The 23,709-nt window shown below is 61.5% G+C and carries 22 protein-coding genes; 17 read left to right on the top strand and 5 right to left on the bottom strand.

Annotated elements, in window-relative coordinates; translation table 11 throughout:
- Nucleotides 1–4 precede the first annotated feature (4 nt).
- The 4 genes from P3T21_RS11930 (at nucleotide 5) to P3T21_RS11915 (ending at nucleotide 4,410) form a co-directional block, all read left to right on the top strand.
- Nucleotides 5–1,186: an ABC transporter ATP-binding protein gene (locus P3T21_RS11930; RefSeq protein WP_429256131.1), complete on the top strand. Its 1,182-nt coding sequence runs from the start codon at nucleotides 5–7 to the stop codon at nucleotides 1,184–1,186.
- 1 nt (nucleotide 1,187) lies between these two features.
- Nucleotides 1,188–2,234 (top strand): ABC transporter substrate-binding protein, encoded by a 1,047-nt coding sequence (locus tag P3T21_RS11925; RefSeq protein WP_429256130.1) that lies wholly within the window; start codon nucleotides 1,188–1,190, stop codon nucleotides 2,232–2,234.
- Between the two features lie 67 nt (nucleotides 2,235–2,301).
- The gene (locus P3T21_RS11920) at nucleotides 2,302–3,555 is read left to right on the top strand and encodes an ABC transporter permease (protein ID WP_429256317.1); all 1,254 of its coding nucleotides are present in this window, start codon (nucleotides 2,302–2,304) and stop codon (nucleotides 3,553–3,555) included.
- 27 nt (nucleotides 3,556–3,582) lie between these two features.
- A complete protein-coding gene (locus P3T21_RS11915) occupies nucleotides 3,583–4,410 on the top strand; it encodes an ABC transporter permease (RefSeq protein WP_429256129.1) in 828 nt (275 codons plus the stop codon).
- 97 nt (nucleotides 4,411–4,507) lie between these two features.
- Here P3T21_RS11915 and P3T21_RS11910 read toward each other — a convergent pair whose 3' ends face one another.
- The 4 genes from P3T21_RS11910 to P3T21_RS11895 all read right to left on the bottom strand — a co-directional run bounded on the left by P3T21_RS11910 (nucleotide 4,508) and on the right by P3T21_RS11895 (nucleotide 9,819).
- Complete coding sequence (locus P3T21_RS11910) at nucleotides 4,508–6,997, bottom strand: phospholipase D-like domain-containing protein (RefSeq protein ID WP_429256128.1); 2,490 nt, start codon at nucleotides 6,995–6,997, stop codon at nucleotides 4,508–4,510.
- 300 nt (nucleotides 6,998–7,297) lie between these two features.
- On the bottom strand, nucleotides 7,298–7,576 hold the full coding sequence (gene catC / locus P3T21_RS11905) for a muconolactone Delta-isomerase (RefSeq protein ID WP_429256127.1): 279 nt from the start codon (nucleotides 7,574–7,576) through the stop codon (nucleotides 7,298–7,300).
- Nucleotides 7,577–7,662: 86 nt separating this feature from the next.
- Nucleotides 7,663–8,790, bottom strand: a complete 1,128-nt coding sequence (locus P3T21_RS11900) for a muconate/chloromuconate family cycloisomerase (protein ID WP_429256126.1) — start codon at nucleotides 8,788–8,790, stop codon at nucleotides 7,663–7,665.
- A gap of 105 nt (nucleotides 8,791–8,895) precedes the next feature.
- Nucleotides 8,896–9,819: a LysR family transcriptional regulator gene (locus P3T21_RS11895; protein WP_429256125.1), complete on the bottom strand. Its 924-nt coding sequence runs from the start codon at nucleotides 9,817–9,819 to the stop codon at nucleotides 8,896–8,898.
- A 175-nt stretch (nucleotides 9,820–9,994) separates the two neighbouring features.
- Here P3T21_RS11895 and catA point away from each other — a divergent pair, with 175 nt between their 5' ends.
- The 5 genes from catA to benD all read left to right on the top strand — a co-directional run bounded on the left by catA (nucleotide 9,995) and on the right by benD (nucleotide 14,722).
- A complete protein-coding gene (gene catA / locus P3T21_RS11890) occupies nucleotides 9,995–10,930 on the top strand; it encodes a catechol 1,2-dioxygenase (RefSeq protein ID WP_429256124.1) in 936 nt (311 codons plus the stop codon).
- Between the two features lie 113 nt (nucleotides 10,931–11,043).
- The gene (locus P3T21_RS11885; RefSeq protein ID WP_429256123.1) at nucleotides 11,044–12,402 is read left to right on the top strand and encodes a Rieske 2Fe-2S domain-containing protein; all 1,359 of its coding nucleotides are present in this window, start codon (nucleotides 11,044–11,046) and stop codon (nucleotides 12,400–12,402) included.
- Entirely contained in the window at nucleotides 12,399–12,887 is a 489-nt protein-coding gene (gene benB, locus P3T21_RS11880; RefSeq protein ID WP_429256122.1) for a benzoate 1,2-dioxygenase small subunit, read from the top strand. Before P3T21_RS11885 ends, benB begins: the two co-directional genes overlap by 4 nt.
- 39 nt (nucleotides 12,888–12,926) lie before the next feature.
- Nucleotides 12,927–13,949 carry a benzoate 1,2-dioxygenase electron transfer component BenC gene (gene benC / locus P3T21_RS11875; protein WP_429256121.1) on the top strand — a complete coding sequence of 341 codons (1,023 nt, stop codon included), beginning with the start codon at nucleotides 12,927–12,929 and terminating at the stop codon, nucleotides 13,947–13,949.
- Complete coding sequence (benD, locus tag P3T21_RS11870; RefSeq protein WP_429256120.1) at nucleotides 13,946–14,722, top strand: benzoate diol dehydrogenase BenD; 777 nt, start codon at nucleotides 13,946–13,948, stop codon at nucleotides 14,720–14,722. The genes benC and benD overlap by 4 nt, the downstream gene beginning before the upstream one ends.
- Nucleotides 14,723–14,869: 147 nt before the next feature.
- On the opposite strand, the gene P3T21_RS11865 is transcribed toward benD, so the two are convergent.
- A complete protein-coding gene (locus P3T21_RS11865) occupies nucleotides 14,870–16,261 on the bottom strand; it encodes a PLP-dependent aminotransferase family protein (protein WP_429256119.1) in 1,392 nt (463 codons plus the stop codon).
- Between the two features lie 385 nt (nucleotides 16,262–16,646).
- Here P3T21_RS11865 and P3T21_RS11860 point away from each other — a divergent pair, with 385 nt between their 5' ends.
- The 8 genes from P3T21_RS11860 (at nucleotide 16,647) to P3T21_RS11825 (ending at nucleotide 23,700) form a co-directional block, all read left to right on the top strand.
- Entirely contained in the window at nucleotides 16,647–17,129 is a 483-nt protein-coding gene (locus P3T21_RS11860; RefSeq protein WP_429256118.1) for an MSMEG_0572/Sll0783 family nitrogen starvation response protein, read from the top strand.
- A gap of 20 nt (nucleotides 17,130–17,149) precedes the next feature.
- Nucleotides 17,150–18,187, top strand: a complete 1,038-nt coding sequence (locus tag P3T21_RS11855; protein WP_429256117.1) for a Nit6803 family nitrilase — start codon at nucleotides 17,150–17,152, stop codon at nucleotides 18,185–18,187.
- A complete protein-coding gene (locus tag P3T21_RS11850) occupies nucleotides 18,141–19,295 on the top strand; it encodes an MSMEG_0568 family radical SAM protein (RefSeq protein WP_429256116.1) in 1,155 nt (384 codons plus the stop codon). The genes P3T21_RS11855 and P3T21_RS11850 overlap by 47 nt, the downstream gene beginning before the upstream one ends.
- Nucleotides 19,296–19,297: 2 nt before the next feature.
- A complete protein-coding gene (locus P3T21_RS11845; protein ID WP_429256115.1) occupies nucleotides 19,298–19,861 on the top strand; it encodes an MSMEG_0567/Sll0786 family nitrogen starvation N-acetyltransferase in 564 nt (187 codons plus the stop codon).
- Complete coding sequence (locus P3T21_RS11840; protein WP_429256114.1) at nucleotides 19,858–20,844, top strand: sll0787 family AIR synthase-like protein; 987 nt, start codon at nucleotides 19,858–19,860, stop codon at nucleotides 20,842–20,844. Before P3T21_RS11845 ends, P3T21_RS11840 begins: the two co-directional genes overlap by 4 nt.
- Nucleotides 20,841–22,013, top strand: coding sequence for an MSMEG_0565 family glycosyltransferase (locus tag P3T21_RS11835; RefSeq protein WP_429256113.1), 1,173 nt, complete (start codon nucleotides 20,841–20,843; stop codon nucleotides 22,011–22,013). The genes P3T21_RS11840 and P3T21_RS11835 overlap by 4 nt, the downstream gene beginning before the upstream one ends.
- A 25-nt stretch (nucleotides 22,014–22,038) precedes the next feature.
- Nucleotides 22,039–22,323, top strand: a complete 285-nt coding sequence (locus tag P3T21_RS11830; RefSeq protein WP_429256112.1) for an MSMEG_0570 family nitrogen starvation response protein — start codon at nucleotides 22,039–22,041, stop codon at nucleotides 22,321–22,323.
- A gap of 78 nt (nucleotides 22,324–22,401) precedes the next feature.
- Entirely contained in the window at nucleotides 22,402–23,700 is a 1,299-nt protein-coding gene (locus tag P3T21_RS11825) for an MSMEG_0569 family flavin-dependent oxidoreductase (RefSeq protein WP_429256111.1), read from the top strand.
- The last annotated feature ends 9 nt before the right edge of the window (nucleotides 23,701–23,709 follow it).

The raw sequence follows: 23,709 nt of genomic DNA, 5'->3' as shown, positions 1-23,709 counted from the left end.
CACGATGTCAAACCCTTCCTTCATTTCATTCTCGGGCGTGAGCAAATCGTATGACGGCGTGCATCACGTCGTGGAGGATTTGAACCTCGACGTGCGCGAGGGAGAATTCCTGTCGCTGCTCGGGCCGTCGGGTTCGGGCAAGACGACCACCCTTATGATGCTCGCCGGATTCGAATCGCCGACGCAAGGCGAGATTCGCCTCGCCGGCCGGCGTCTCGACGACAAGCCGCCGCATCAGCGCGATATCGGCATGGTGTTTCAGAATTACGCGCTCTTTCCGCATCTGACGATTGCCGAGAACGTCGCGTTTCCGCTTTCTGTCCGGCACATGAGCCGCGCCGAGCAGAAGATGCGCGTGAAGCGCGCGCTCGAGATGATCGAGCTCCCGCACCTTGCCAACCGGCGTCCCGCGCAACTCTCCGGTGGCCAGCAGCAGCGCGTGGCACTCGCGCGGGCGCTCGTGTTCGAACCGAGCGTCGTGCTGATGGACGAACCGCTCGGCGCGCTCGACAAGCGTCTGCGCGAGACGATGCAGTACGAGATCATGCGCCTGCATCGCGAACTTTCGCTCACGATCGTGTATGTCACGCACGATCAGGCCGAAGCGCTGACGATGTCGGACCGCGTCGCCGTCTTCTCCGACGGCCGTATTCAGCAGGCCGCCGCGCCGAGCGAACTCTATGAAAACGCGCAGAACGCATTCGTCGCGAACTTCGTCGGCGAGAACAACGGGCTGACCGGACGCGTCGTCAATGCGAGCGACGACTGGGCGACGCTCGCGCTAGCGGATGGCAGCGTCATTCGCGGACGTTGCGAACGCGGCCTGCGCGCGGGCGATGAAGCGATGCTCGCGCTGCGCCCCGAGCGCGCGCATATCCCGAGCGCGGAGGGCACGCACGTCGACGAGCACAGCAACGTGGTCCACGCCTGCGTCGAGGAACTGGTGTATTGCGGCGATCATCATCGCGTGCATCTGAAGCTCGGCTCGCGGGACGACATCGTCGTGAAGCTGCCCAATACGCAACGCCACGCGCTGCCCGCGCCCGGCAGTGCGATCGATATCGCATGGCGCCACGACGACTGCAAGATCCTCGCGATGAGCGCTCCACGCAGGACGTCCGCGCTTCATTCCTCCACACCGTCGTCAACTTCCATCATCACGCCCGCTACAGCAGGAGCCAACTGATATGCGCACCTTCATCAAAGCCCAATACGCCGCACTCGCCGTACTCGCGTTCGCCAACGTCACCGTTCAGGCAGCGGAGACGCTCTCCGTCGTGACCTTTGGCGGCGCATACGAGGCGGCCGCAAAAAAGGCGTATTTCGAGCCGTTCACTCAAGCCACAGGCGTCGGCTTCTCGACCGAATCGTATGACGGCGGCCTCGCCAAGCTCTCCGCCATGGAGCAGGCGAAGAACACCACGTGGGACCTGATCGACCTCGAAACGAACGATGCGATCACCGCCTGCGACGAAGGCCTGCTCAAGAAGTTCGACAGGAAGTCGCTCGGCAAGACGAGCGATTTCATCCCGGGCTCGATCAGCGATTGCGCGGTGGCGAGCATGGTCTGGTCCACCGTCTACGCCTACGATGCGAGCAAGCTCAAGATGGCGCCGACGACCGTCAACGACTTTTTCGATCTGCAGAAATTCCCTGGCAAACGTGGCCTGCGCAAGTCGCCGAAGGTATCGATGGAGTGGGCGCTGATTGCGGACGGCGTCGACCCGAAGGATGTCTACAAGGTGCTCGGCACGCCAGCCGGTGTCGATCGCGCGTTCAGGAAGCTCGACACCATCAAGAAGAACATCGTGTGGTGGGAGTCGGGCGCACAGGCACCGCAACTGCTCGCGGATGGCGCGGTCGTGATGACGCAGGCCTATAACGGCCGCATCGACGATGCCGCCAAAAAGGACAACAAGCCCTTCAAGGCGGTCTGGGACGCGCAGGTGTACGACTTCGACTGGTGGGGCGTTCCGACGGGCGCGAAGCACGCCGACACTGCCGAAAAATTCATCGTCTCCGCTTCGCAGCCGAAAGCGTATGCGGACCTTTCGAAGTACATCGCGTATGCGCCGCCGCGCAAGGATGCGATTGCGCTCGTCGACAAGCAGCGTCTTGCCGATCTGCCGACCGCGCCCGACAACTTCAAGCGCGCCGTGCAGATCAACGCGAACTTCTGGGCCGACAACGCGGACCAGATCAACAAGCGCTTTCAGGTGTGGCTGACGCAGTAACGCCGTCATTTGCATGTCTTGAAGCGTCACCGTTCGACGAGAGCACAAATTGACCGCGACCACCAACATGCCCGCTTCGACCACGACCGCGCCCTCAAGCTCTCCAACGAGAGCCGACGGCCGCGCGTCGTATCAGAAGGCGCGCCGCCGCGCGGCAGTTCAAGCGCTTTTGCTTGCGCTGCCGCTGATCGCGTTTTTGCTGTCCACCTTCATCGCGCCGATCGCGCTGCTGCTCGCGCGCAGCGTGGAAAACCGCGAAGTGCCCGACAGCATGCCCGCGCTCACGCGTGCGCTCGATGCCTGGGACGGGCGTGGCGTACCGGACGAGCATATGTTTGTCCTGCTCGCTTCAGGGCTCAGGCAAGCGCAGCAGAGCGGACAGCTCGGCACCGTCGCGCGGCGTCTGAATTTCGCTCAGCCCGAGTTCCGAAGCTTGTTGATGCACACTGCGCGCGGACTGCCGGCCGACGCCCCGCCCGCGTGGAAGCCCGCGCTCATTGAGCTCGACGAGCGCTGGAATTCGCCGGAGATCTGGCGCTTGCTGAAGCGCGCCGCCGCGTCGCCCACGCCGGACTATCTGCTCGCAGCCGTCGATGCTCAAGTGACGCCGCACGGCTCGGTCGCATCCGTGCCGGACAACGCTTCGATCTATCGACAGGCGTTCGTGCGCACGATAACGATCAGCGCCACCGTCACTCTGCTGTGCCTCGTGCTCGGCTATCCAGTCGCCTGGCTGCTCGCCAGTCTGCCCGCGAAAAGCAGCAACCGGCTGATGCTATTCGTGATCGTGCCGTTCTGGACTTCGCTGCTCGTGCGCACGACCGCATGGTACGTGCTGTTGCAACCGGGCGGCGTCATCAACAGTCTGCTGATGGGACTCGGCCTCGCCACGCATCCCGTGGCGCTCATCTTCAACCGCGCGGGCGTGCTCATCGGCATGACACACGTGCTGCTGCCTTACATGATTCTCGCCATCTACTCGGTGATGAAGGGTGTGTCGCCCGTGTATGTGCGCGCGGCGCAGTCGCTCGGCGCGCATCCGCTCACCGCGTTCGTGCGCGTCTACGTTCCGCAAACGCTGCCGGGCGTGGGTGCGGGTTGCTTCCTCGTCTTCGTGCTCGCGCTCGGTTATTACATCACGCCTGCGTTGCTCGGGGGCGCAGGCGACGAAATGATCAGCCAGCTCATCGCGATACAGACGAACACGCAGCTCAACTGGGGGCTCGCCGGTGCGCTCTCGGCGTACCTCGTGATCTTCACGGCGATTTTCTATTTCCTGTTCAACCGGATCGTCGGCATCGACCGGCTGCGCTTTGGTTGAACGATACGGATACGACGAGGGATCGACATGCAAGACCAACGCAACAAGGTGCTGACGGAACGCATGGCCGCGCGCTGGGTGCGCTTGCATACCGCGCTCGTGCTGTTCTTTCTGATTGCGCCGATTCTCGCGATCATCCCGCTCTCATTCAATTCGGGATCGTACTTCTCGTATCCGATGCAGGGGTTTTCGATGCGCTGGTACGAACAGGCGCTCACGAGCGCGGACTGGCAGCGTTCGCTTGCGAACAGCATCGGCATCGGCGCGGCATCCACGTTGATCGCCACGTGCCTCGGCACGCTGGCCGCATTGGGCCTGAGCCGGGCGCAGTTTCCGCTGCGCTCGCTGATCATGCCGATCATCATCTCGCCGATGATCGTGCCGATCGTCGTTGTCGCCGCGGGCTTCTATCTGATCTTCGCGCCGCTCGGTCTCGTGAACTCGTACCCCGGCGTGGTGCTGGCGCATGCGGCGCTCGGCGCGCCGTTCGTGGTCATCACCGTGACTGCATCGCTGCTTTCGTTCGATCAGAGTCTCTTGCGCGCCGCGTCGGGTCTCGGCGCGACGCCCTGGGTCACGTTCAGGCGCGTGACCTTGCCGCTCATCACGCCAGCGGTCGCGACAGGTAGCGTCTTTGCCTTCGCGACCTCGTTCGACGAGGTGATCGTCATTCTGTTCATCGGCGGGCCAGATCAACGGACTGTGCCGCGGCAAATGTGGAGCGGCATTCGCGACTCGATCGATCCTTCGATACTCGCGGTGGCCACGATGTTGATCGTGTTCGCCGTACTTCTTTTCGCGGGCATCAACTGGCTGCGGAGCCGCTCGGCTGCAGCCAGCCAGGCGCTCGTTTGACCGTCGTGGTCGCTAACGCCGTCTGCATTTTTCCCCAGTCACGCATGGCGGTGTGCAGACGGATATGGCTCCCTCGTTGAAGGTCGCGTCGCGGACGTCAGCTTTGAACAGTCGATGCCAGATGGTCCCAATCGTGCAGGAAGATCTGCTGGAAATACGCCGCAGCTTCTTCATGCCGGATGATCAGTCCCGCGTCGCGATTTCGCAGCGTCCCATCCGCGGACCAGTTCTGGCTACTGACCATGACCACTTCGCCGTCGACAACAATTCCCTTGTTGTGGACGTTGGCCTGGCGTCGTAGCACTGAAGCCGGAATGCCCGCAGCGACGAGCTTTTCGACCCATGCATCGTTCTGATACTGGCTGGTAATGAGGCGGACATCCAGACCCCGGTCCACGAGCGCCTTGACCGCGGCAATCAGCGCATCATGATCCGCATCGTCGGGACGACCGCTTGGGTGAATGTACTGCGTCTGCATGTAGAAGGTGCGTTGCGCGGAGTCGATCAGTGCCTTGACGTGTTCGTGATAGTTGTCGGGCGTAAGCAGGGGCTGAATTTCGATCGTATCGGTCAGTGTTTTTGCGGGGAAGAACTGACGCGGCGTCTTGCCCGCGGCGAGCGCGTCAAGAGGAACCTCCAGCACTGGCTCAACCGAATGCGCGGCAGTGCCGCCAGCCTGTGCACGGGCGCTCGCGATCTGCCCGCTCGCCACATCGTAGTCATGCTGAAGATACGCACGGAACCTGTCGGCGAGCGCCTTGCTCGTGACAATCAAATGCCAGTCGCGATCGCTCGTCGCGGCAACCTTGCGTGCCGCTGCAACATCCGAGAGGTCGATTTCCGGTTGATTGCTGTTGTTCCAGTTACCCGAGGACAACCAGAAAGTGTTGTCCTCACGTACCGCGACCTTGATGTGATAAGCATTCGGGTAGATCCACACCGGCGCTTTCGGATCGGAATTCGTAAGCGCCCATGTGCCCTCGAAGCCGTTGCCCAGTTTCCCGGTGAGATCCTGCTGTGTTTGTTCGTCGCTTTGATCTGCGGTGGGATTTCTGGCCGGGTGATCAAGGGTGAGCGTCATCTTCCTGTCGCCCGCGAGCGCCTGCTCGACCGCCGCCAGGATATGGGCGGAAGTGAAGTCGTACATGCCCACCACGAGGCTCTCGCGCACGCCGGCGAGGAAACCGGACAACTGTTCCCAGCCCGCATCGGGGCTCGCATGCAGGATGAGCGTCACAGGCGCAGTGACGGCATCGAGACTGACACCTGGCGCCGGCGTGTAGTCGATCTCCTCCTTTTGCACACGTGCGGCGGCGAACGCGGCAAGCGGAGCCGGGTGGGCCTGAAGCGGCTCGCCTCGACCGTCAAGGAAGACTTCGCCTTCGAAGTCAGGTTGCCTGAGTTCATGCCGTGCTTCGGCCAGCGCGAGATAGTGCGTGGGGTTCGTTACGCGCAGGGATTCCATCGAATTTGCGACGCGCACATCCACGGGCACGTTGTCCACCACGGAGGGCAGCGTGCCATGCAGCGCCGCGGCCTGTTCAGGCAGAACGGTGACCACCACCACGTGCTGTGGCGTGGGAGGTTGCATGCGCCAGCGCAACCCCGCCCGGATGGATAACACCCCTGGCTTCTGGAAAACGCCCCGATTGTGCTCGAGCGCGGCCTGCGCGGCCGCCGCTGTTCCCGCGGCCGCCTGGTCCCGAGCCGCCGCTTCGGCAGCCGCGCGCGCGGCGCCGGCGAGGGCGGCGGAGAACATCAGGGCGCGGACCGGGGCGGCACTGGCGAACATGGTCCGTCTTGCATCGCGCTGCTCGACGGCAGTGACGCCCGGTCGCAAGCGCGACAGCTTGCGCGGCGGCGTCGTCATGGCGTCGACAAAACTGCGCAGCGCGCGTCCCCCTGTCAACGGGCCGCCGCCGGGCTCGCCTTTGGCGAGATCGACGATTTCCGGCGCACCGAAGTGCCTGACCTGTTGAAGCGTATTGTTTTGCGGGTTGAACCAGGTGAGGTAACCATTGGGTAGCACCTGGCGCGGACGCGCGATGCGGCCGCTAAAACTGTAGCGCGCCCCAGAGGTTCCGGCAGGGTCGAAGTAGTTGGGCGTATAGAAGTCGGATACGAGCACATCATCGACAAGATAGGCACATGCGGGGTCTTCGGACGGATCGCAAATTTCCACGAGGTATTCGACCTTGCCGTCCGCATCCTGCACGTCGTCGTCGATGATCTTCACGGCATTGGCGGCGACGAGGCGATTGCCGCTCGGATCAACCAGCATCTCGAGGGTTTCATGACTGGCCGACAGCGACCAGGTGTCGCCCGACAGTACGACCGCATACGGCTGGTTGTACCCGGTGAGATGGAAACCCGTCGTGCCAGACGGAACGTCGTCGACGATATAGACGGGCCAGATACCCGGGTTGAGATGGTCGGCCGTCTCGAGTGCGACAACGGTGCCGGACACATTCCATAGTGGAGCGAGGTCGCGGTTGACCTGAAGATTCAGCGCCTGGGCCACCCGTACGGTATCCGCGTACTTGACGTTCGCCGATTGCGAAATAAGTCCGATGCGTGCTGGCAGCATGGCGTGTCTCCAGTCTTTCGTTGTTCGGGATCGCTGAATGTGTAGCTGCGGAACGTTGGGGAACAACGGATTCAGCCTGACGCACGCGTGTGGCATTCAAATGACAGAATATGGGCGGTTCGATGAACGTGACAAATAAAGCAAAAGCAGACAAAAAATAAACCAGAAGTTGAACGTCAGATCGAGCGTGCGGTCTGGTGCAGCAGCCCAGCAGTTACTGCCAACACGGGCCAGGTCCCTTTTTGAGCGGCAGACACCAAAGCACCATCGGTGTCGCGATTCATGACATCCGTTGCAGCTTCAGCGGATGGACGACGGATGACGTGCGAGCGCGGTCACCTTCATCGTCATATACGGAAACAAAGGTAGACCTGAGAGGATGGTATGCAGTTCGTCGTGCGAGTCGACGTCGAAGACGCTGTAGTTCGCATACTCACCGACCACGCGATGCAATTGCTGCCACTTGCCTTGCCGTTGAAGTTCTTGCGAGTAGGCCTTCTCCTGAGCCTTGATTTCATCGGCCTGAGAAGCTGGCATGTCGTGCGGCAGGTGCACGTCCATTCTTACGAGATAAAGCATGGTTCTTTTCCGAATAATGTGACACCCCTGCCAGTTCACTGGCAGGAAAAGTCCGAGGTGGTTGGTTCTGCGTTGAGCGCGTGCGCTCAGATGTTTTTGTCGCGACGGTAGAAGGCGAGCTTGTCCTCATCGATATGGAGGCCCAGGCCCGGTCCTTCTGGCAGATGAAGGTCGAAGTCCCTATATTGGGGGCGCGCAGTGACGATGTCATCTTTCAGCAAGAGCGGTCCAAACAACTCTGTACCCCAGGCAAGTTGTGGAAGGGCGGTGAATCCGTGTGCTGATGCAATCGACCCGATGCTGCCTTCAAGCATCGTGCCACCATACAGGGACACGCCGGCTGCGTCCGCAATGGCGGCTGTACGCATCATTCCGTAGATTCCACCGGACTTCGCAATCTTCAGTGCAAACACGTCCGCACATGCACCGCGCACGAGTTCAAGGGCGTCCTCCGGGCCTGTCACTGCTTCGTCAGCCATGATGGGCACGATGAAACGTGATGCAAGTCTGGCGAGGGCGCCGCGCTGTTCTCGCGGAGTGGGTTGCTCGATGAGGTCAATGCCAGCAGCTTCGAGCGCTTCGATGCCGAGCGCTGCATCAACCTCGTTCCAGGCCTGATTCACGTCGACGGTGACTTTGGCGCGGTCGCCAAGCGCAGCTTTGATTTGTGATACGTGTGCTACGTCATCGCGAACACTACGCCGGCCAATCTTCAGCTTGAAAGTATTGTGGCGACGTTCGGCAAGCAGCATTTCTGCTTCATCGATGTCGTGCTGGGTATCGCCACTTGCGAGCGTCCACAGGACCGGAAGCGTCTTGCGGACAGCGCCACCAAGAAGCGTTGAAACCGGAACGCCCAGGCGCTTGCCCTGAGCGTCCAGCAGAGCCGTTTCAAGAGCGCACTTGGCGAACCGGTTTCCCCGAGCAACCTTGTTCAGCTTGAGCATCGCGTCGTTGATGTTGGTCGCGTCTTGCCCAACGATTGCGGGTGCAAGGTAAGTGTCGATGGTCAGCTTGATGCCTTCGGGACTCTCCTCGCCGTACGACAGACCGCCAATCGTAGTGGCTTCACCAATACCCTCGATGCCATCGCTTGAGCGCAGACGGACGACGACCAGGGTTTGTTGCTGCATCGTCGCCATTGCTAGCTGATGCGCGCGAATGGTTGGGAGGTCAACCAGAATCGCTTCGACGGAGGTGATTTGGGCGTTCATACCTGGAATGTTGGAGTTGAGGGGTCGCTGAAGTATTGCGTGCCCAATAACCCCCTGTCCAACACCATCGACGTCTAGTGCCATACCTCTTGGGTATGGCAGATATCACCGCCCGACGTCGTTGCGAGGCGCGTAGGGTATCTTTTCCTCCTCGTACAGCCGATAGATGAGTTCAAGCATTTCCCGAATGTCCCGCGACTCGTCGAGCGCACGCATGCTCATGATGATTGGGGAAACCAGAGTGGGGTCGTCCAGTTCCTTGTAGCTCACATCGTCCCGCTTCAGGCCGTACACACTACTCGGCACAACAGAAATTCCTTCCCCCGCTGCTACGAGGCCTAGCGCAATCTGCAACTCACGTACTTCATATATCCGGCGAGGTTTGAGACCACGGTCTTCGAATGCCGATAGCACCTGGTCTGCGTAACTCGGTCGCGGCGCCTTAGGAAAAACAATCAGGGTCTCGTTGACCAGGTCGCTAAGAGCGAGGACGGGCTTGACGAGTGAGAGTGGATGGCCCTCCGGGAATGCAACAATCATCTTCTCTTCGCGAAGAATCACCCGACGGATGTTTGCGTCCTCATGCCGGATACGGCCGAACCCGACATCAATCTGACCGTCCTTCAGCGCTCTAATCTGGTCCATCGTCGACATCTCGTGGAGGCTGAGTTCGACTGTAGTGTTCTCATCGCGGAAGCGTCGGATGATTTTGGGCAGCATTCCGTACAACGTCGAACCCACGAAGCCGACAGAGAGGCTGCGCTCGATGTTGCCCACGCGCCGCGTCATTGATTCGAGTTCGGACGTCTGGGCCAGCAACTGGACGGCGTGAGCATAGAAGAACTTACCCGTCTCGGTTAGCTTCAATGGGCGCGAGTCACGCTGGAATAGCTGCACCTCAAGAATCTCTTCAAGTTGCTGTATCTGACGACTTAAAGGCGGTTGGGCCATGTTCAGTCGCTGTGCCGCGCGCGTGAAATTGCGTTCCTCGGCGACAGCGACAAAATAGCGAAGATGCCGCAGTTCCATCTCAATACCTCGTAGATATAGACCGATACTAAATCAGTGTTGGACGGGGCCTTCCGACGCCCATTATTCTGCTTTCACACTCTGTTTCAGTGCCCGATTATACCTCCCAAGCATATTTAAATGGGCGCTAAACCAAGGGTTAACCCCACCAGAAAATAGAGATTCAGGAGCAGACATGAGCGTTGAAGTGTTTGATACAAAGGAAGTGCAGGACCTGCTGAAGGCCGCTGCGAATCTCGGAAGCCAGGATGGCAATACTCGCGCAAAGCAGATTGTCAATCGCCTGCTGGGCGACCTGTTCAAGGCCATCGACGACCTCGACATGACGCCCGACGAAATCTGGGCTGGCGTCCACTACTTCAACAAGCTCGGCCAGGACGGCGAAGCTGCGCTGCTTGCTGCTGGTCTCGGTCTGGAGAAATACCTCGACATCCGCATGGATGCGGAGGACAAGGCGGCTGAAATCACCGGCGGCACGCCGCGTACCATCGAAGGTCCGCTGTATGTCGCCGGTGCGCCCGTGCGCGATGGCGTATCGAAAATTGATATCAATCCGGACGAGGATGCCGGCCCGTTGGTCATCCACGGCACGGTAACCGGTCCACATGGCAAGCCCGTTGCAGGGGCGGTGGTCGAATGTTGGCACGCCAACTCGAAAGGGTTCTATTCGCACTTCGACCCGACCAGCGCGCAGAGCGAGTTCAACTTGCGCGGAGCGGTCAGCACCGGTCCCGATGGCAAGTATGAATTCCGTACGCTCATGCCGGTCGGTTATGGCTGCCCGCCGCATGGCGCGACCCAGCAACTGTTGAACGTGCTCGCCCGCCATGGCAATCGCCCAGCGCATGTGCACTTCTTCGTCACCACCGACAAGTACCGCAAGCTGACGACGCAAATCAACATTGAGGGCGATCCGTTGATCTGGGACGACTTTGCCTACGCCACCCGCGAGGATTTGATTCCCCATGTGGTCGAAAAGACGGGCGGCACTGCGCTGGGTATGAAAGCCGATACGTATAAGGAAATCGAGTTCAACATCGAGTTGACTCCGCTGGTTCAGGGCAAGGATAACCAGGTCGTCCATCGCCTGCGTGCGTCTGCTAACGCCTGACCGCTGAACGCGGCTGCTACGTCGTACCACTGCTGCCGCTCAATTCTTCGCAAGAATCTTTCGACACCGATGCGCGTGCTCCATAACCAGGAGCACGCGTAGGGAGAGCACTCATGTCTGCAATTATCGACAAAGCCTCGCAACTGGATGAACTGCTGCACACCGCCGTTCAGGACGACAAGCAAAACGGTGTATTCCGTTGCCGCCGCGACATCTTCACGAACGCCGATTTGTTCGAGCTCGAAATGAAGCATATTTTCGAGAGCAACTGGGTGTACCTGGCGCATGAAAGCCAGATTCCCAACAACAACGACTACTACACCACCTGGATCGGCCGCCAGCCTGTCGTGTTAACGCGTGACAAAAGCGGCGAACTGCATGCGGTCATCAACGCCTGCGCGCACAAGGGCGCGATGCTGTGCCGGAAAAAGCACGGCAACAAAGGCACCTTCACGTGTCCTTTCCACGGTTGGAGCTTCGCCAACACCGGCAAGCTGCTGAAAGTGAAAGATGTGAAGACCACCGAATACCCGGTGCAATTCAATACCAACGGTTCGCATGACCTGAAAAAAGTCGCACGCTTCCAGAGCTATCGCGGCTTCCTGTTCGGCAGCCTCAACGCGGACGCGATTCCACTGGAGGACTACCTCGGCGAGACCAGGGTCATCATCGATCAGATCGTTGACCAGGCCCCGGACGGGCTGGAAGTGTTGCGCGGCAATTCATCGTACGTCTACGACGGTAACTGGAAGATGCAGATGGAGAACGGCTGCGACGGCTACCACGTCAGCACCGTGCACTGGAATTACGCTGCGACGATGGACCGGCGCAAGGTCGAGGGCACCAAGGCCGTGGATGCGAACAGCTGGAGCAAGTCGGTAGCCGGAGTGTACGGGTTCGACCACGGCCACATCCTGCTGTGGACCAGGACGATGAACCCGGAAGTGCGGCCGGTCTATCAATACCGCGACGAAATCAAGGCACGTGTGGGCGACGTGAAGGCGGACTTCATCGTCAACCAGACCCGGAATCTTTGTCTGTATCCGAACGTGTTCCTGATGGACCAGTTCAGCACGCAGATTCGCGTCGTACGTCCAGTCAGCGTGGACAAGACCGAAGTCAGCATCTTCTGTTTCGCTCCGAAGGGCGAGAGCGCAGCCGACCGGGCGACCCGCATCCGTCAGTACGAAGACTTCTTTAACGTCTCGGGTATGGGCACCGCAGACGACCTCGAAGAGTTTCGCGCCTGCCAGGCTGGCTATGCCGGCACCACTGCGTTGTGGAACGACCTTTCACGCGGGGCGCCGTTGTGGGTCGAAGGTCCCGACGCAAACGCGAAAAGTATGGGCCTGAAGCCGCGTATCTCAGGCGAGCGTAGCGAAGACGAAGGCCTGTTTGTGTGTCAACACGAATACTGGGTGCACCTGATGCGCGACGCACTCAAAAAGGAACAAGGGGAGGCCTTGGCATGAGCTTCGATTATCAGAAAATTTGCGCCGTGCTGTTCCGCGAAGCGCGCCTGCTCGACGACCGTCAATGGGACGACTGGCTTGCCTGCTATACCGAAGACGTCACTTACTGGATGCCGGCGTGGGATGACGATGACCAGCTCACCGACGACCACGAGAGTCAGATTTCGCTGATGTATTACCCCGACCGTGGCGGCCTGGAAGACCGTGTGTTCCGCATCAAGACCGAACGCAGTGGTGCTTCGATGCCTGAACCACGTACCAGCCACAACGTCACCAATGTGGAAGTGCTGGCCGAGCGCGACAACGAAGTGGACGTGCGCTACAACTTCAACACGCTCAGCCACCGATACAAAACCACCGACCAGTTTTTCGGCACGATGTTCGTGACTCTGCGAAAGGTCAACGATGAACTGTTGATTTCCTGCAAGCGAATTGTGCTTAAGGACGACTACATCCGCCAGGTGCTCGACGTCTATCACGTTTGATGTCGAGCATCGGCGGAAATTAGAAGTACAGGAGGCAAAATGTCCAGCTACAACATTGCACTGAATTTTGAAGACGGCGTGACCCGCTTCGTCACATGCAAGGTGGGCGAGAAGGTGCTTGATGCCGCCTTTCGCGCGAAGATCAACCTGCCGATGGATTGCTCTGATGGCGTATGCGGTACCTGCAAGTGCCGCGCCGAGAGTGGAAGCTACGATCTTGGCGACGACTACATCGAAGATGCGCTGAGCGAGGACGAGAAGGAAAGTGGTCTCGTGCTGACCTGCCAGATGGTGCCAGAAAGCGACTGTGTGATTGCAGTGCCGGCATCTTCCACTGCATGCAAGACCGAGCAAAGCAAGTTCGCCGCGACCATATCAAAGGTGGAGCCGCACAACGATGCGGCCATCGTGCTCGAACTGGATGTGGATGCGACCGCGCCGGTATTCCTGCCAGGCCAGTATGTCAACATTGATGTTCCAGGCAGCGGCCAGCACCGTTCGTATTCTTTTTCGTCGGCGCCGGGTGAGTCGAAAATCAGCTTTCTGATCAAGAAGATTGCCGGTGGCGTGATGAGCACCTGGCTCGAATCCGCACAGGCAGGCAACAAGGTGGAGCTGACCGGACCGCTCGGCAGCTTCTATCTGCGCGCTGTTGAGCGGCCGTTGCTGTTCCTCGCCGGCGGCACAGGCCTGGCACCGTTCCTGTCGATGCTCGAAGTGCTGGCTCGCGCGAATTCGCAGCAGAAGGTTCATCTGATTTATGGCGTAACGCGAGACCTCGATCTCGTGCAAGTCGATGCAATCGACGCGTACGTGGCGAAGTTGCCGAATTTCACCTACAGCACCGTCGTGGCCGACACGGATTCGTCGCATCCCCGCAAGGGCTGGGTGACGCAGCACATGCCGGCGGAGGCCGTCAATGATGGTGACGTGGACGTATACCTGTGCGGGCCGCCGCCGATGGTCGATGCGGTGTGTAAGCATTTCGACGACAACGGCGTGAAGCCCAACAGCTTCCACTACGAGAAGTTCACTCCCAACGCAGCACCGAGGACGGCATGAGCACGCAACGATTTGCTGGCAAGGTCATGGTGGTCACCGGCGCCGCACAGGGCATTGGTCGCGCGGTGGCGCTTCGCGCGGCCGCCGAAGGCGGCAAGGTGCTGTTCGTCGACCGCGCCGACTTCGTCTCCGAGGTCGCCGCGGAAGCGAGTGGCGCGGACACCGCCGGGTTTGTCGCCGACCTCGAGACGTATGAAGGCGCTGCGTCGGCGATGGCCTTTGCCGTGCGCAGGTTTGGTGGCATCGACATTCTGGTCAATGGTGTCGGCGGCGCGATTCGCATGCGTCCATTCGCTGAGTTCGAACCCGCACAGATTGATGCGGAAATTCGGCGTTCCCTGATGCCTACGCTGTATGCCTGCCATGCTGTTCTGCCGCACCTGCTTGAGCGCCGCGGCGGCACCATCGTCAACGTGTCCTCGAATGCCACGCGCGGTATCCGCCGCGTTCCGTATTCGGCGGCGAAGGGCGGTGTCAACGCGATTACGCAGTCACTGGCGATGGAATACGCGGAGCACAACATCCGTGTGGTCGCCACTGCGCCGGGCGGGACCGACGCGCCTCCGCGACGTGTCCCTCGCAATATCGCTGGCGACAGCGAGCAGGAGAAGGCCTGGATGGGAGATGCGGTGAAGCAGGTCACCGAATCAACCTTTTTCAAGCGCTACGGCAGCATCGACGAACAGGTCGCGCCGATTCTGTTCCTCGCTTCGGACGAGGCAAGCTATATCACCGGCACCATATTGCCAGTTGCCGGTGGTGACACCGGCTGACTCAGGCATGCCTTGAGCCAACTGCGCCGACACGTCGTATCGAGCTCTGTACAGACAGCTACGGCCGCTTTTCCCAACGTGACATGTAGTCAATTTCGGAGCAGGGCCGACGTAACGACTGCGACGTTTCATGATCAACGTGACCGTCTACATCATCGGCATATGTAAATGATGCGGATCGTTAAGCGTCTCCGCGACGCGTTGTAAGGCGTCGCGGCAATCGTCGCGATCTTGCGGCCCGCCGAGGCACACGCGGATGGCGTTGGGCGGATTGCCGTCAGTCGAGAACGCGGCACCTGCCACCACACCGACGCCCTGATTGCGCAGTTGCAATGCCAGCTCGGGTGCGCTCCAGTTGCATTGCGCCGGAACAGGCAGCCACAGGTGAAAGCCGTCGACGTGCGCGTCGTAGCGCAATTCCGCCAGTTCCTGCGCGGCGATCGCCTGGCGCGCATTGGCCTCCACGCGAATCGCGTCGAGCATCTCGCGCGCGGTGCCATCGTTGACCCATTGCGTCGCCAGCATCACCGTGAATGGACTGGGCATCACCGTCGTTGCGCGCAACGCGCCGGCAATGCGTTGTGTTTGCCGCGCAGTCGGCGCGCGCAGGTAGGCGACGCGCAAACCGGCGCCGAGTGTCTTCGAAAAGCCGGTGATGTGATAGGTCAACTCGGGTGCGAGCGCGGCAAGCGCGACAGGCTTGCTCGTCGGCAGCCAGCCGTATGCGTCGTCTTCGATGATGGGCACGCTATAGCGCAACGCGACGTCGGCCAGCGCTTCGCGGCGCTGACCCGACAACGTGAGCGTGCTTGGATTCTGCAGCGTCGGATTGCAATAGAACGCGCCGGGTTTTTCGCTCTTGCATAGCGCTTCGAATGCATGAGGCAGCGGCCCTTCGTCGTCGCGCGGCAGCGGTTGCAGGCGCACGCCGAGTTGCGACGCGATAGCCTTGATGCCTGGATACGCGAGCGTGTCGAGGCAGATCGTCTCGCTGCGGCGCGCGAGTTGCGAAACGAGCGCAACGAGCGCGCTATGAATGCCCGGGCAGACGAGCACGGTATCGTCTGCGCAATGGGGCAGACGCTCCTTCAGCCAGGTGCGGCCCGCCGCGCGATCGTCGGGCGTGCCGCCGAAATCCTGATAGCGCAGCAGGCGGTATGGATCGGCGTGCGCGAAAAGACTCGCAGCCGACTCGCTCAGACGCGCCGCAAGTTCGGGCGGCTCGGGTGGCATGTTCATCGACATCTCGACACTGCTGCCGCCCGCGAGCGGCAACGTCTGCGTCCGGCCGCGCACGAAGGTGCCGCTGCCGGCGCGCGCATCGAGCAGGCCGCGCTTGCGCGCTTCGGCATAGGCGCGCGCGACGGTCGTGTAGTTCAGTTGCAGCGCGGCCGCCAGATCGCGCAGACCCGGCAGACGGTCACGCGGACGCAGACGCCCACTCGCGAGGTCTTCTTCAATCAGATCCGGAATCACCAGATAAGCCGGTTTGCGGCTATCGGTTAATCGCTTGAGCCAGTGATGCGTGAGACTGTCCATGCTAAACATTCCTTAATGCGGTCGATCAAAAGTAGCACGCGGCTCGCAATAAAAATAAATCATTTCTCATCCGGTCTGAAAGTTGATCGCATTGATTGGATGAATGCACGTTTTCGGGGTTTGCCGCACCATGAGCACGCACGACCATATCTTGCGCTGCGCTGAGACGGTGCGCAGCCGGCTTCGCGATTCGGCGCAAAGCCGCGTCAGACAAGGCATTCAAAGATTTTTTTCGGGTCACTCGAACAATTGCCGTTTGAATGATTGGAAGTTGATCGCATGTTTCGGGCCGGATGGTGGCATATCCGTTGCGTTATTGAATTCGCCAGCCGGCCATTTTCCGGTGGCCAGATACGATCAATTACACGACTTATTGGAGAGTGATATGCCTGCCGTCAATAAACCTTTGCATCAGAAAGGCGATTTTCTGGTCGATTACGAAGAGAAGGTTTTCCCCGACGTCAAAGCCGAACCCGGTGAAAAGGCGCTGGTGACGTTTCACACCGTCGCGTTCGAAGGCTCGATCGGTTTCGTCAATCTGTTGCAGGCCACGCGTCTGCAACGCAAGGGCTTCGATACTTCCGTGTTGCTGTACGGGCCGGGCGTCACGCTCGGTCTGCAACGCGGCTTTCCGACGCTCGGCGACGAAGCCTTTCCGGGTCATCTGAACTTCAACAAGCAACTGACGAAGTTCATGGAAGAGGGCGGCAAAGTGTACGCCTGCCGCTTCGCATTGCAGGCGCTGTACGGTCAAGGCGAAGCGTCGCTGATCGAAGGCATCCGTCCAGTCAATCCGCTCGACGTGCTCGATATCCAGCTTCTCCATCGCAAGGAGAACGCGCTGGTCATCCACACGTGGACCGTTTGAGCGCGGGCCGGATGCCGATCATGTCCGACCAGCGAATCATCCGAGCGGCCGCGGTGCAGATTGCACCGGAGTTCGATCGTCCCGGCGGCACGCTCGACAAGGTGTGCACCGCGATCGACGAGGCTGCGGCCAAAGGTGTTCAACTGATCGTCTTCCCCGAGACGTTCGTGCCGTACTACCCGTACTTTTCGTTCGTGCGTCCGCCCGTCTCGTCGGGCGCCGACCACATGCGGCTGTATGAGCGGGCCGTTGTCGTGCCGGGGCCCGTGACGCAGGTGGTCGCCGAACGCGCGCGCCGTCACGCGATGGTGGTGGTGCTCGGCGTGAACGAGCGCGATCACGGCAGCCTGTACAACACGCAGCTCGTGTTCGACGTCGACGGTCGCCTCGTGCTCAAACGCCGCAAGATCACGCCGACTTTTCACGAGCGGATGATCTGGGGGCAAGGGGACGCGGCGGGACTGAAGGTCGCGCATACGGGCATCGCGCGCGTCGGCGCGCTCGCGTGCTGGGAGCACTACAACCCGCTCGCGCGCTATGCGTTGATGACGCAGCACGAAGAGATCCATTGCAGCCAGTTCCCGGGATCGCTCGTCGGGCCGATCTTCGCCGAGCAGATCGAAGTCACGATCCGTCATCACGCGCTCGAATCGGGCTGTTTCGTCGTCAACTCGACAGGCTGGCTGAGCGAAGCGCAGATCGATTCGGTGACGAGCGATCCGAAGCTGCAAAAGGCGCTGCGCGGCGGCTGTCATACCGCGATCGTGTCGCCGGAAGGACAGCATCTCGCCGAGCCGTTGCGCGAAGGCGAAGGGATGGTGATCGCCGATCTCGACATGTCGCTGATCACGAAGCGCAAACGGATGATGGACTCGGTCGGCCATTACGCGCGGCCCGAGTTGCTGAGCCTTGCGATCAACGATCGTCCCGCGACCCCGGTCGCGCCGATGAACACGGCGTTCGAGCGACCCGGCGCCGATGCCGCTTTCGATACCACGGGTGGAGGTCAGGATGAATGCCAGCGCGAATCTGCCGGCCATGAACCGGCAGTCAACTGAAGTGGGAACCGAACGGCACAGGCAGATGATGCAACTGCGCACTGAGTTGCAGTCTGCGGGCCTGCGTCTGGTCGATCCGAATGCGGGCGTCGCGAGCCGGCGCGGCGGCGCGGGGCCGTCAGATCACAAGGCGGTCACCGTCGACGGCGTGACGATCATGGTGCCGGTGCATACGAGTTCGGCGTGGAACTCGCCATTCGTCGCCAGTGCGCCGGATGAAGCGGGCGCGAGCGCGCTGCTGCGCGGCACGATACCGATCGCGGACATCAGTTTTCCGAAGGCGCCGCGCTTCACGCGTTTGCAAACGCTGGACGGCGTGCCGTATTCACACATTGCCACGCTGCACGGTACCGATGTGCTCGCGACGACCGTGCTGCAAACGTGCATCCGTTATGAAAGCCGCCGCAAGACCTGCAAGTTTTGCGCGATCGGCCAGTCGCTCGCGGCGGGCCGCACGATTGCGCGCAAGACGCCTGAACAGCTCGCCGAAGTCGCGCGCGCGGCCGTGCTGCTCGACGGCGTCAAGCACATGGTGCTGACGACGGGCACGCCGCCGACGAGCGATCGCGGCGCGCGGATTCTGTGCGAAAGCGCGTTCGCGATCAAGGCCGCTGTCGATCTGCCGATCCAGGCGCAATGCGAGCCGCCCGACGACGACCGCTGGTTCGAACGGATGAAAGCGAGCGGTATCGATACGCTCGGCATGCATCTGGAAGTGGTGACGCCTGCCGTGCGCGAACGCGTGATGCCCGGCAAGGCGAGCGTGCCCGTGTCGCGCTATATGGAGGCGTTCAAGGCCGCCGTCGCGGTGTTCGGCAGAGGGCAGGTGAGTACGTACATTCTCGCGGGACTTGGCGACACCGCCGACGCGATCCTGTCAATCTCGCGTGAACTGATTGCGCTCGGCGTCTACCCGTTCGTCGTGCCGTTCGTGCCGATCAGCGGCACGCCGCTCGAAGATCATCCGGCGCCGACGCCGGAGTTCATGAAATCGGTGCTCGCTCCGCTCGGTGCGATGCTGCGCGACGCGCAGATGCGTTCCGCCGACATCAAGGCGGGCTGCGGCAAATGCGGCGCATGTTCGTCGCTGGCATCGTACGAGGAGTAGCCATGTTCTGCGAAGCCGTCGATGAGCTGGACGCATTGCCGATTGCATTCACGCCGGCGGAATACCGCGTGAAATGGGCGACGCTACCGTGGGAGAGCAACGAAGCCTATGCGCTGCGACGCGCGGTGTTTTGCGTCGAGCAGGGCATCTTCGCCGGCGACGACCGCGATGAAATCGACGCTCACGCGAAGCTGCTGGTCGCATTGAGTTGCATCGCGGGCGTGCCGGAGCAGGTAGTCGGCACCGTACGGATTCACGAGACCGAGCCGCATGTGTGGCTAGGCTCGCGGCTCGCGGTGCATGCGGCGTTCCGCTCGCACGGCAAGCTCGGCTCGACGCTGATCCGGCTCGCCGTGAGCAGCGCGCACGCGCTCGGTTGCGAAACTTTTCTTGCACATGTGCAAAGCCAGAATGTGCCGTTGTTCCGGCGTCTGCACTGGCAATCGGTTGGCGAGGAGATGCTGTTCGGCCGCGCGCATCATCTGATGGAAGCGGACCTCGCGCACTATCCGCCGTGCTTTACGCCGGAGAGCGGGCTCGTCACGTCGTCGCGGGGACGCTCATGAGCATCGCTTCGCTCGTTCAACGGCTAAGGGACAGCCGCGGCTTTCAGCATAAGACCGATATTGCGGGAGTCGTCGCGTCGTTGGCGCAGCGCATGCCGCACGGCGTGCGCGATCTCGCGCAGGAGGTCGCGGTCGGCGACGACTGCGCGGCGATCCGCGATGGCGACGGCTACCTGCTCTTTGCGATCGAAGGGCTGGTGAGCGATTTCGTGAAAGCCATGCCGTGGTTCGCGGGCTACAGCAGCGTGATGGTCAACATCAGCGACGTGTACGCGATGGGCGGCCGGCCGCTTGCCGTCGTCGATGCGTTGTGGAGCGACGGTCTCGGCGCGGCCGAAGAAGTGCTGGCCGGCATCGCGGCGGCGTCGGTTGCGTACGGCGTGCCGGTGGTTGGCGGGCATAGCAATACGCGCAGCGCGCAGCCGCAACTCGCGGTGTCGATTGTGGGCCGTGCGCGCGCGTTGCTGTCGAGCTTCAATGCGCGCGCAGGCGATCGCCTGGTGATGGCCGTCGATCTGCGTGGCCGCTTCGAAGAGCCGTATCCGTTCTGGAACGCATCGGTCGGCGCGCTGGCGCAGCGCTTGCGCGACGATCTCGAACTGCTGCCCACACTCGCGGAATGCGGCCTGTGCGATGCCGCGAAGGACATCAGCATGGCCGGCGTGCTGGGCACATCGTTGATGCTGCTCGAATGTTCGGCGATGGGCGCGCGAATCGATCTGGACGCGATTCCACGACCGCAGGGCGTCGACTTCGAGCGCTGGCTCGGCGCGTTTCCGAGCTTCGGGTTCGTGCTGTCGGTGCGCGCGGAACACGTTGACGAAGTGCTCGCGCGCTTCGATGCACGCGACCTGGCGTGCGCAGTGATCGGCGAAGTCGATACGTCGCGCGAAGTGGTGCTCACTCAGCGCGGCGACGCGGCGCTGCTCTGGAATTTCGGCGATGGGCCGTTCATCGGCGCGCCTTCGGGAGCGCGCACATGAAGGCACGTTCCCTTCGAATCGCGCTCTTCACGCATTCGGTGAACCCGCGCGGCGGCGTCGTGCACACGCTCGAACTCGCGCGTGCATTGCATGACGCAGGGCATCGCGTAACGATCTTCGCGCCGTCGGCCGGCGGGGCCGCGATGTTCCGGGCGTCGCCGTGCCGGATCGTGCTCGCTCGCGTCGCGGCGAACGCGAGCGACACAGTATCGATGGTGCAGGCGCGTATCGACGCGTTAAAGGCCGCATTGCTGGCCAGCGATCCGGCGAGCTTCGACGTTCTTCACGCGCAGGACAGCATCAGCGGAAACGCACTCGCCGAGCTTCGGCATGAAGGCGCGATCCGCGGGTTCGTGCGAACGGTCCACCATCTCGACGACTTTACCGTGCCGCGCCTCGCAGAATGGCAGCGGCGCGGGTATGCGGATGCCGATGCCGTTTATTGCGTCAGCGATGCGTGGACGTGCCGGATGCAGCGCGACTTCGGCGTGAACGCGGTGACCGTGACGAACGGCGTCGATCTAAAGCGCTTCACGGCAACAGGTGACAATTCCGAGGACACGGCGCTCCTCGCAAGATTCGGCATTGTCGGCGCGCCCGTCGTGCTGGCTGTCGGCGGCATCGAGGAACGCAAGAACACACTGCAACTGCTCGAAGCGTTCGCGGCGCTCAGGCAGACGCATGCCGATGCGCAACTCGTCGTGGCGGGTGGCGCGAGTCTTCTGGATCACGACGCCTATGGCAGGCGGTTTTCCGAGCGTGCGGCGGCGCTGGATCTTGCGATTGGCGCGGGCTGTCCGATCGTCGTCACCGGCCCGCTCGACGACGACGTCATGCCCGCGCTCTTGCGCCGCGCCGATGTCGTATCGATGGTTTCGTTGCGCGAGGGTTTCGGGCTGGTCGTGCTGGAAGCGGTGGCGTCGGGCACGCCGGTTGTCGTCTCGCGGATTGCGCCGTTCATCGAGTACCTCGATGAACGCGTCTGCTGCTGGGCGCAGCCTCACGACGCGCACAGCATCGCTAGCGCGCTGCGCCGTTCGCTCGATGCGCGCGGGGGGATCGATTTCTCTCACGCGGTACCTGAGTTGTTGCAGCGCTTCAGTTGGACCGCGAGCGCCCGCCGTCACATCGCGTTATACAGGCGGCAACTGCAACTCACGCCCGCCTGAACCCATCACTTATCGAGGATATGTCATGCCAGTCATGCACTTCAGGGTCCAGTGGCCCGATGGCACCGAGGCCAACTGCTATTCGCCGTCGACGGTAGTCGGAGAGTTCTTTGCCGCGGGCGAGAGCTACGCGTTAAGCGAATTTGTCGAACGCTCGCGCGAGGCTTTGCATATCGGCTCCGAGCGCGTGCGCGAGAAGTACGGCTTCGCCTGTTCCGCCGCAATGGATCAGCTCGCGCAGATCGAGCAGCAGGCCGAGGGCTTTTCGTCGAACCCGCTGGCGGTCGTGAAGGTCGTCGAACTTTTGTGAAACCTGAATGCGACGTGCCCTTTGATGAAGCGATGGCAGTGGGCGCCGGAACATTCATACGGAAGCCAGGAAAAAACCATGTCGAACACAACCGTTAGCCTTCAAGCGGCACATGCGAATCGTCACTACACGGTCATCGTCGCCGGTGGCGGCCAGGCTGGCCTGTCAATCAGCTACTACCTGAAAGAGGCAGGCATCGATCATCTCGTCCTCGAGAAGCATTCAGTCACGCACACCTGGCGTTCGCAACGCTGGGACGCATTCTGTCTCGTCACGCCGAACTGGCAATGCGCACTGCCGGGCTACCCGTATCGTGGCGACGACCCGCATGGCTTCATGAAGAAGGATCAGATCATCGCGTATCTGGATGGCTTCATTGCGATGGTCGACGCGCCGGTGCTCGAACACACCGAGGTCAAACGCGTGAAGCGTGACGCCGATGGACGCTACAACGTGTCGACGTCGAATGGCGAGTTCACCGCGGATCACGTCGTCGTGGCGTCGGGCGGTTATCACACGCCGATCGTGCCGCGCATGGCCGAGCGTCTGCCCGCCGGGATTGTGCAGATACAGTCTTCACAATATCGCAATCCTGAGGTCTTGCCGGATGGCGCGGTGCTCGTCGTCGGCTCGGGGCAGTCCGGTGCGCAGATCGCCGAAGATCTGCATCTGGCCGGGCGCAAGGTGTACCTCGCGGTCGGCGAGGCGCCGCGCTGCGCGCGTTTTTATCGCGGACGCGACGTGGTCGACTGGCTCGCGGACATGCACTACTACGACATGCCCGTCGAGCAGCATCCGTTGCGCGAAGGCGTGCGCGACAACACGAACCATTACGTGACAGGCCGCGACGGCGGACGCGATATCGATCTGCGGCGTTTCGCGCTCGAAGGCATGGAACTGTATGGCCGGCTCGAGGATCTGTGCGACGGCCGCCTGCAGTTCGCGCCGAACCTGATCGAGAACCTGGATAGCGCGGACGATACCTACAACCGTATCAACGCGAGCATCGATGCGTTCATCGACAAGCAGGGCATGGACGCGCCGCGCGAAGCGGCCTATGAGCCGGCATGGCGGCCGGACGGCGAGCGCACGTCGCTCGATCTGGCGGCGAGCGGCATCACGTCGATCATCTGGTGCATCGGCTTCACGCCGGACTTCAACTGGATCGATGCGCCCGTGTTCAATGGACGCGGCTATCCGGCGCACACGCGGGGCATCACGCCGCAAGCGGGGCTGTATTTCATCGGCTTGCCGTGGCTGCATACGTGGGGTTCGGGGCGCTTCTCGGGCGTCGCGCGTGACGCGGCTTATGTCGTCGAGGCGATTCGTGCGTCGGTCGATGCGTCCGTCCCGGCAACCGATAGTCTCGCGGCCTGACCGACCGAA

Origin of the sequence: Paraburkholderia sp. GAS334, assembly GCF_050436625.1 — a bacterium.
GTDB lineage: Bacteria > Pseudomonadota > Gammaproteobacteria > Burkholderiales > Burkholderiaceae > Paraburkholderia.
This window is presented reverse-complemented; position numbering and strand designations above follow the sequence as displayed.

Coding starts and splice junctions, on each gene's coding strand:
- P3T21_RS11840 (WP_429256114.1), top strand. CDS start 19,858: ATGAGCATCGCTTCGCTCGTTCAACGGCTAAGGGACAGCCGCGGCTTT.
- catA (WP_429256124.1), top strand. CDS start 9,995: ATGAGCGTTGAAGTGTTTGATACAAAGGAAGTGCAGGACCTGCTGAAG.
- P3T21_RS11850 (WP_429256116.1), top strand. CDS start 18,141: ATGAATGCCAGCGCGAATCTGCCGGCCATGAACCGGCAGTCAACTGAA.
- P3T21_RS11895 (WP_429256125.1), bottom strand. CDS start 9,819: ATGGAACTGCGGCATCTTCGCTATTTTGTCGCTGTCGCCGAGGAACGC.
- P3T21_RS11825 (WP_429256111.1), top strand. CDS start 22,402: ATGTCGAACACAACCGTTAGCCTTCAAGCGGCACATGCGAATCGTCAC.
- benB (WP_429256122.1), top strand. CDS start 12,399: ATGAGCTTCGATTATCAGAAAATTTGCGCCGTGCTGTTCCGCGAAGCG.
- P3T21_RS11855 (WP_429256117.1), top strand. CDS start 17,150: ATGTCCGACCAGCGAATCATCCGAGCGGCCGCGGTGCAGATTGCACCG.
- P3T21_RS11835 (WP_429256113.1), top strand. CDS start 20,841: ATGAAGGCACGTTCCCTTCGAATCGCGCTCTTCACGCATTCGGTGAAC.
- P3T21_RS11930 (WP_429256131.1), top strand. CDS start 5: ATGTCAAACCCTTCCTTCATTTCATTCTCGGGCGTGAGCAAATCGTAT.
- P3T21_RS11885 (WP_429256123.1), top strand. CDS start 11,044: ATGTCTGCAATTATCGACAAAGCCTCGCAACTGGATGAACTGCTGCAC.
- benC (WP_429256121.1), top strand. CDS start 12,927: ATGTCCAGCTACAACATTGCACTGAATTTTGAAGACGGCGTGACCCGC.
- P3T21_RS11920 (WP_429256317.1), top strand. CDS start 2,302: ATGCCCGCTTCGACCACGACCGCGCCCTCAAGCTCTCCAACGAGAGCC.
- P3T21_RS11900 (WP_429256126.1), bottom strand. CDS start 8,790: ATGAACGCCCAAATCACCTCCGTCGAAGCGATTCTGGTTGACCTCCCA.
- P3T21_RS11845 (WP_429256115.1), top strand. CDS start 19,298: ATGTTCTGCGAAGCCGTCGATGAGCTGGACGCATTGCCGATTGCATTC.
- P3T21_RS11910 (WP_429256128.1), bottom strand. CDS start 6,997: ATGCTGCCAGCACGCATCGGACTTATTTCGCAATCGGCGAACGTCAAG.
- P3T21_RS11925 (WP_429256130.1), top strand. CDS start 1,188: ATGCGCACCTTCATCAAAGCCCAATACGCCGCACTCGCCGTACTCGCG.
- P3T21_RS11865 (WP_429256119.1), bottom strand. CDS start 16,261: ATGGACAGTCTCACGCATCACTGGCTCAAGCGATTAACCGATAGCCGC.
- P3T21_RS11830 (WP_429256112.1), top strand. CDS start 22,039: ATGCCAGTCATGCACTTCAGGGTCCAGTGGCCCGATGGCACCGAGGCC.
- catC (WP_429256127.1), bottom strand. CDS start 7,576: ATGCTTTATCTCGTAAGAATGGACGTGCACCTGCCGCACGACATGCCA.
- P3T21_RS11915 (WP_429256129.1), top strand. CDS start 3,583: ATGCAAGACCAACGCAACAAGGTGCTGACGGAACGCATGGCCGCGCGC.
- benD (WP_429256120.1), top strand. CDS start 13,946: ATGAGCACGCAACGATTTGCTGGCAAGGTCATGGTGGTCACCGGCGCC.
- P3T21_RS11860 (WP_429256118.1), top strand. CDS start 16,647: ATGCCTGCCGTCAATAAACCTTTGCATCAGAAAGGCGATTTTCTGGTC.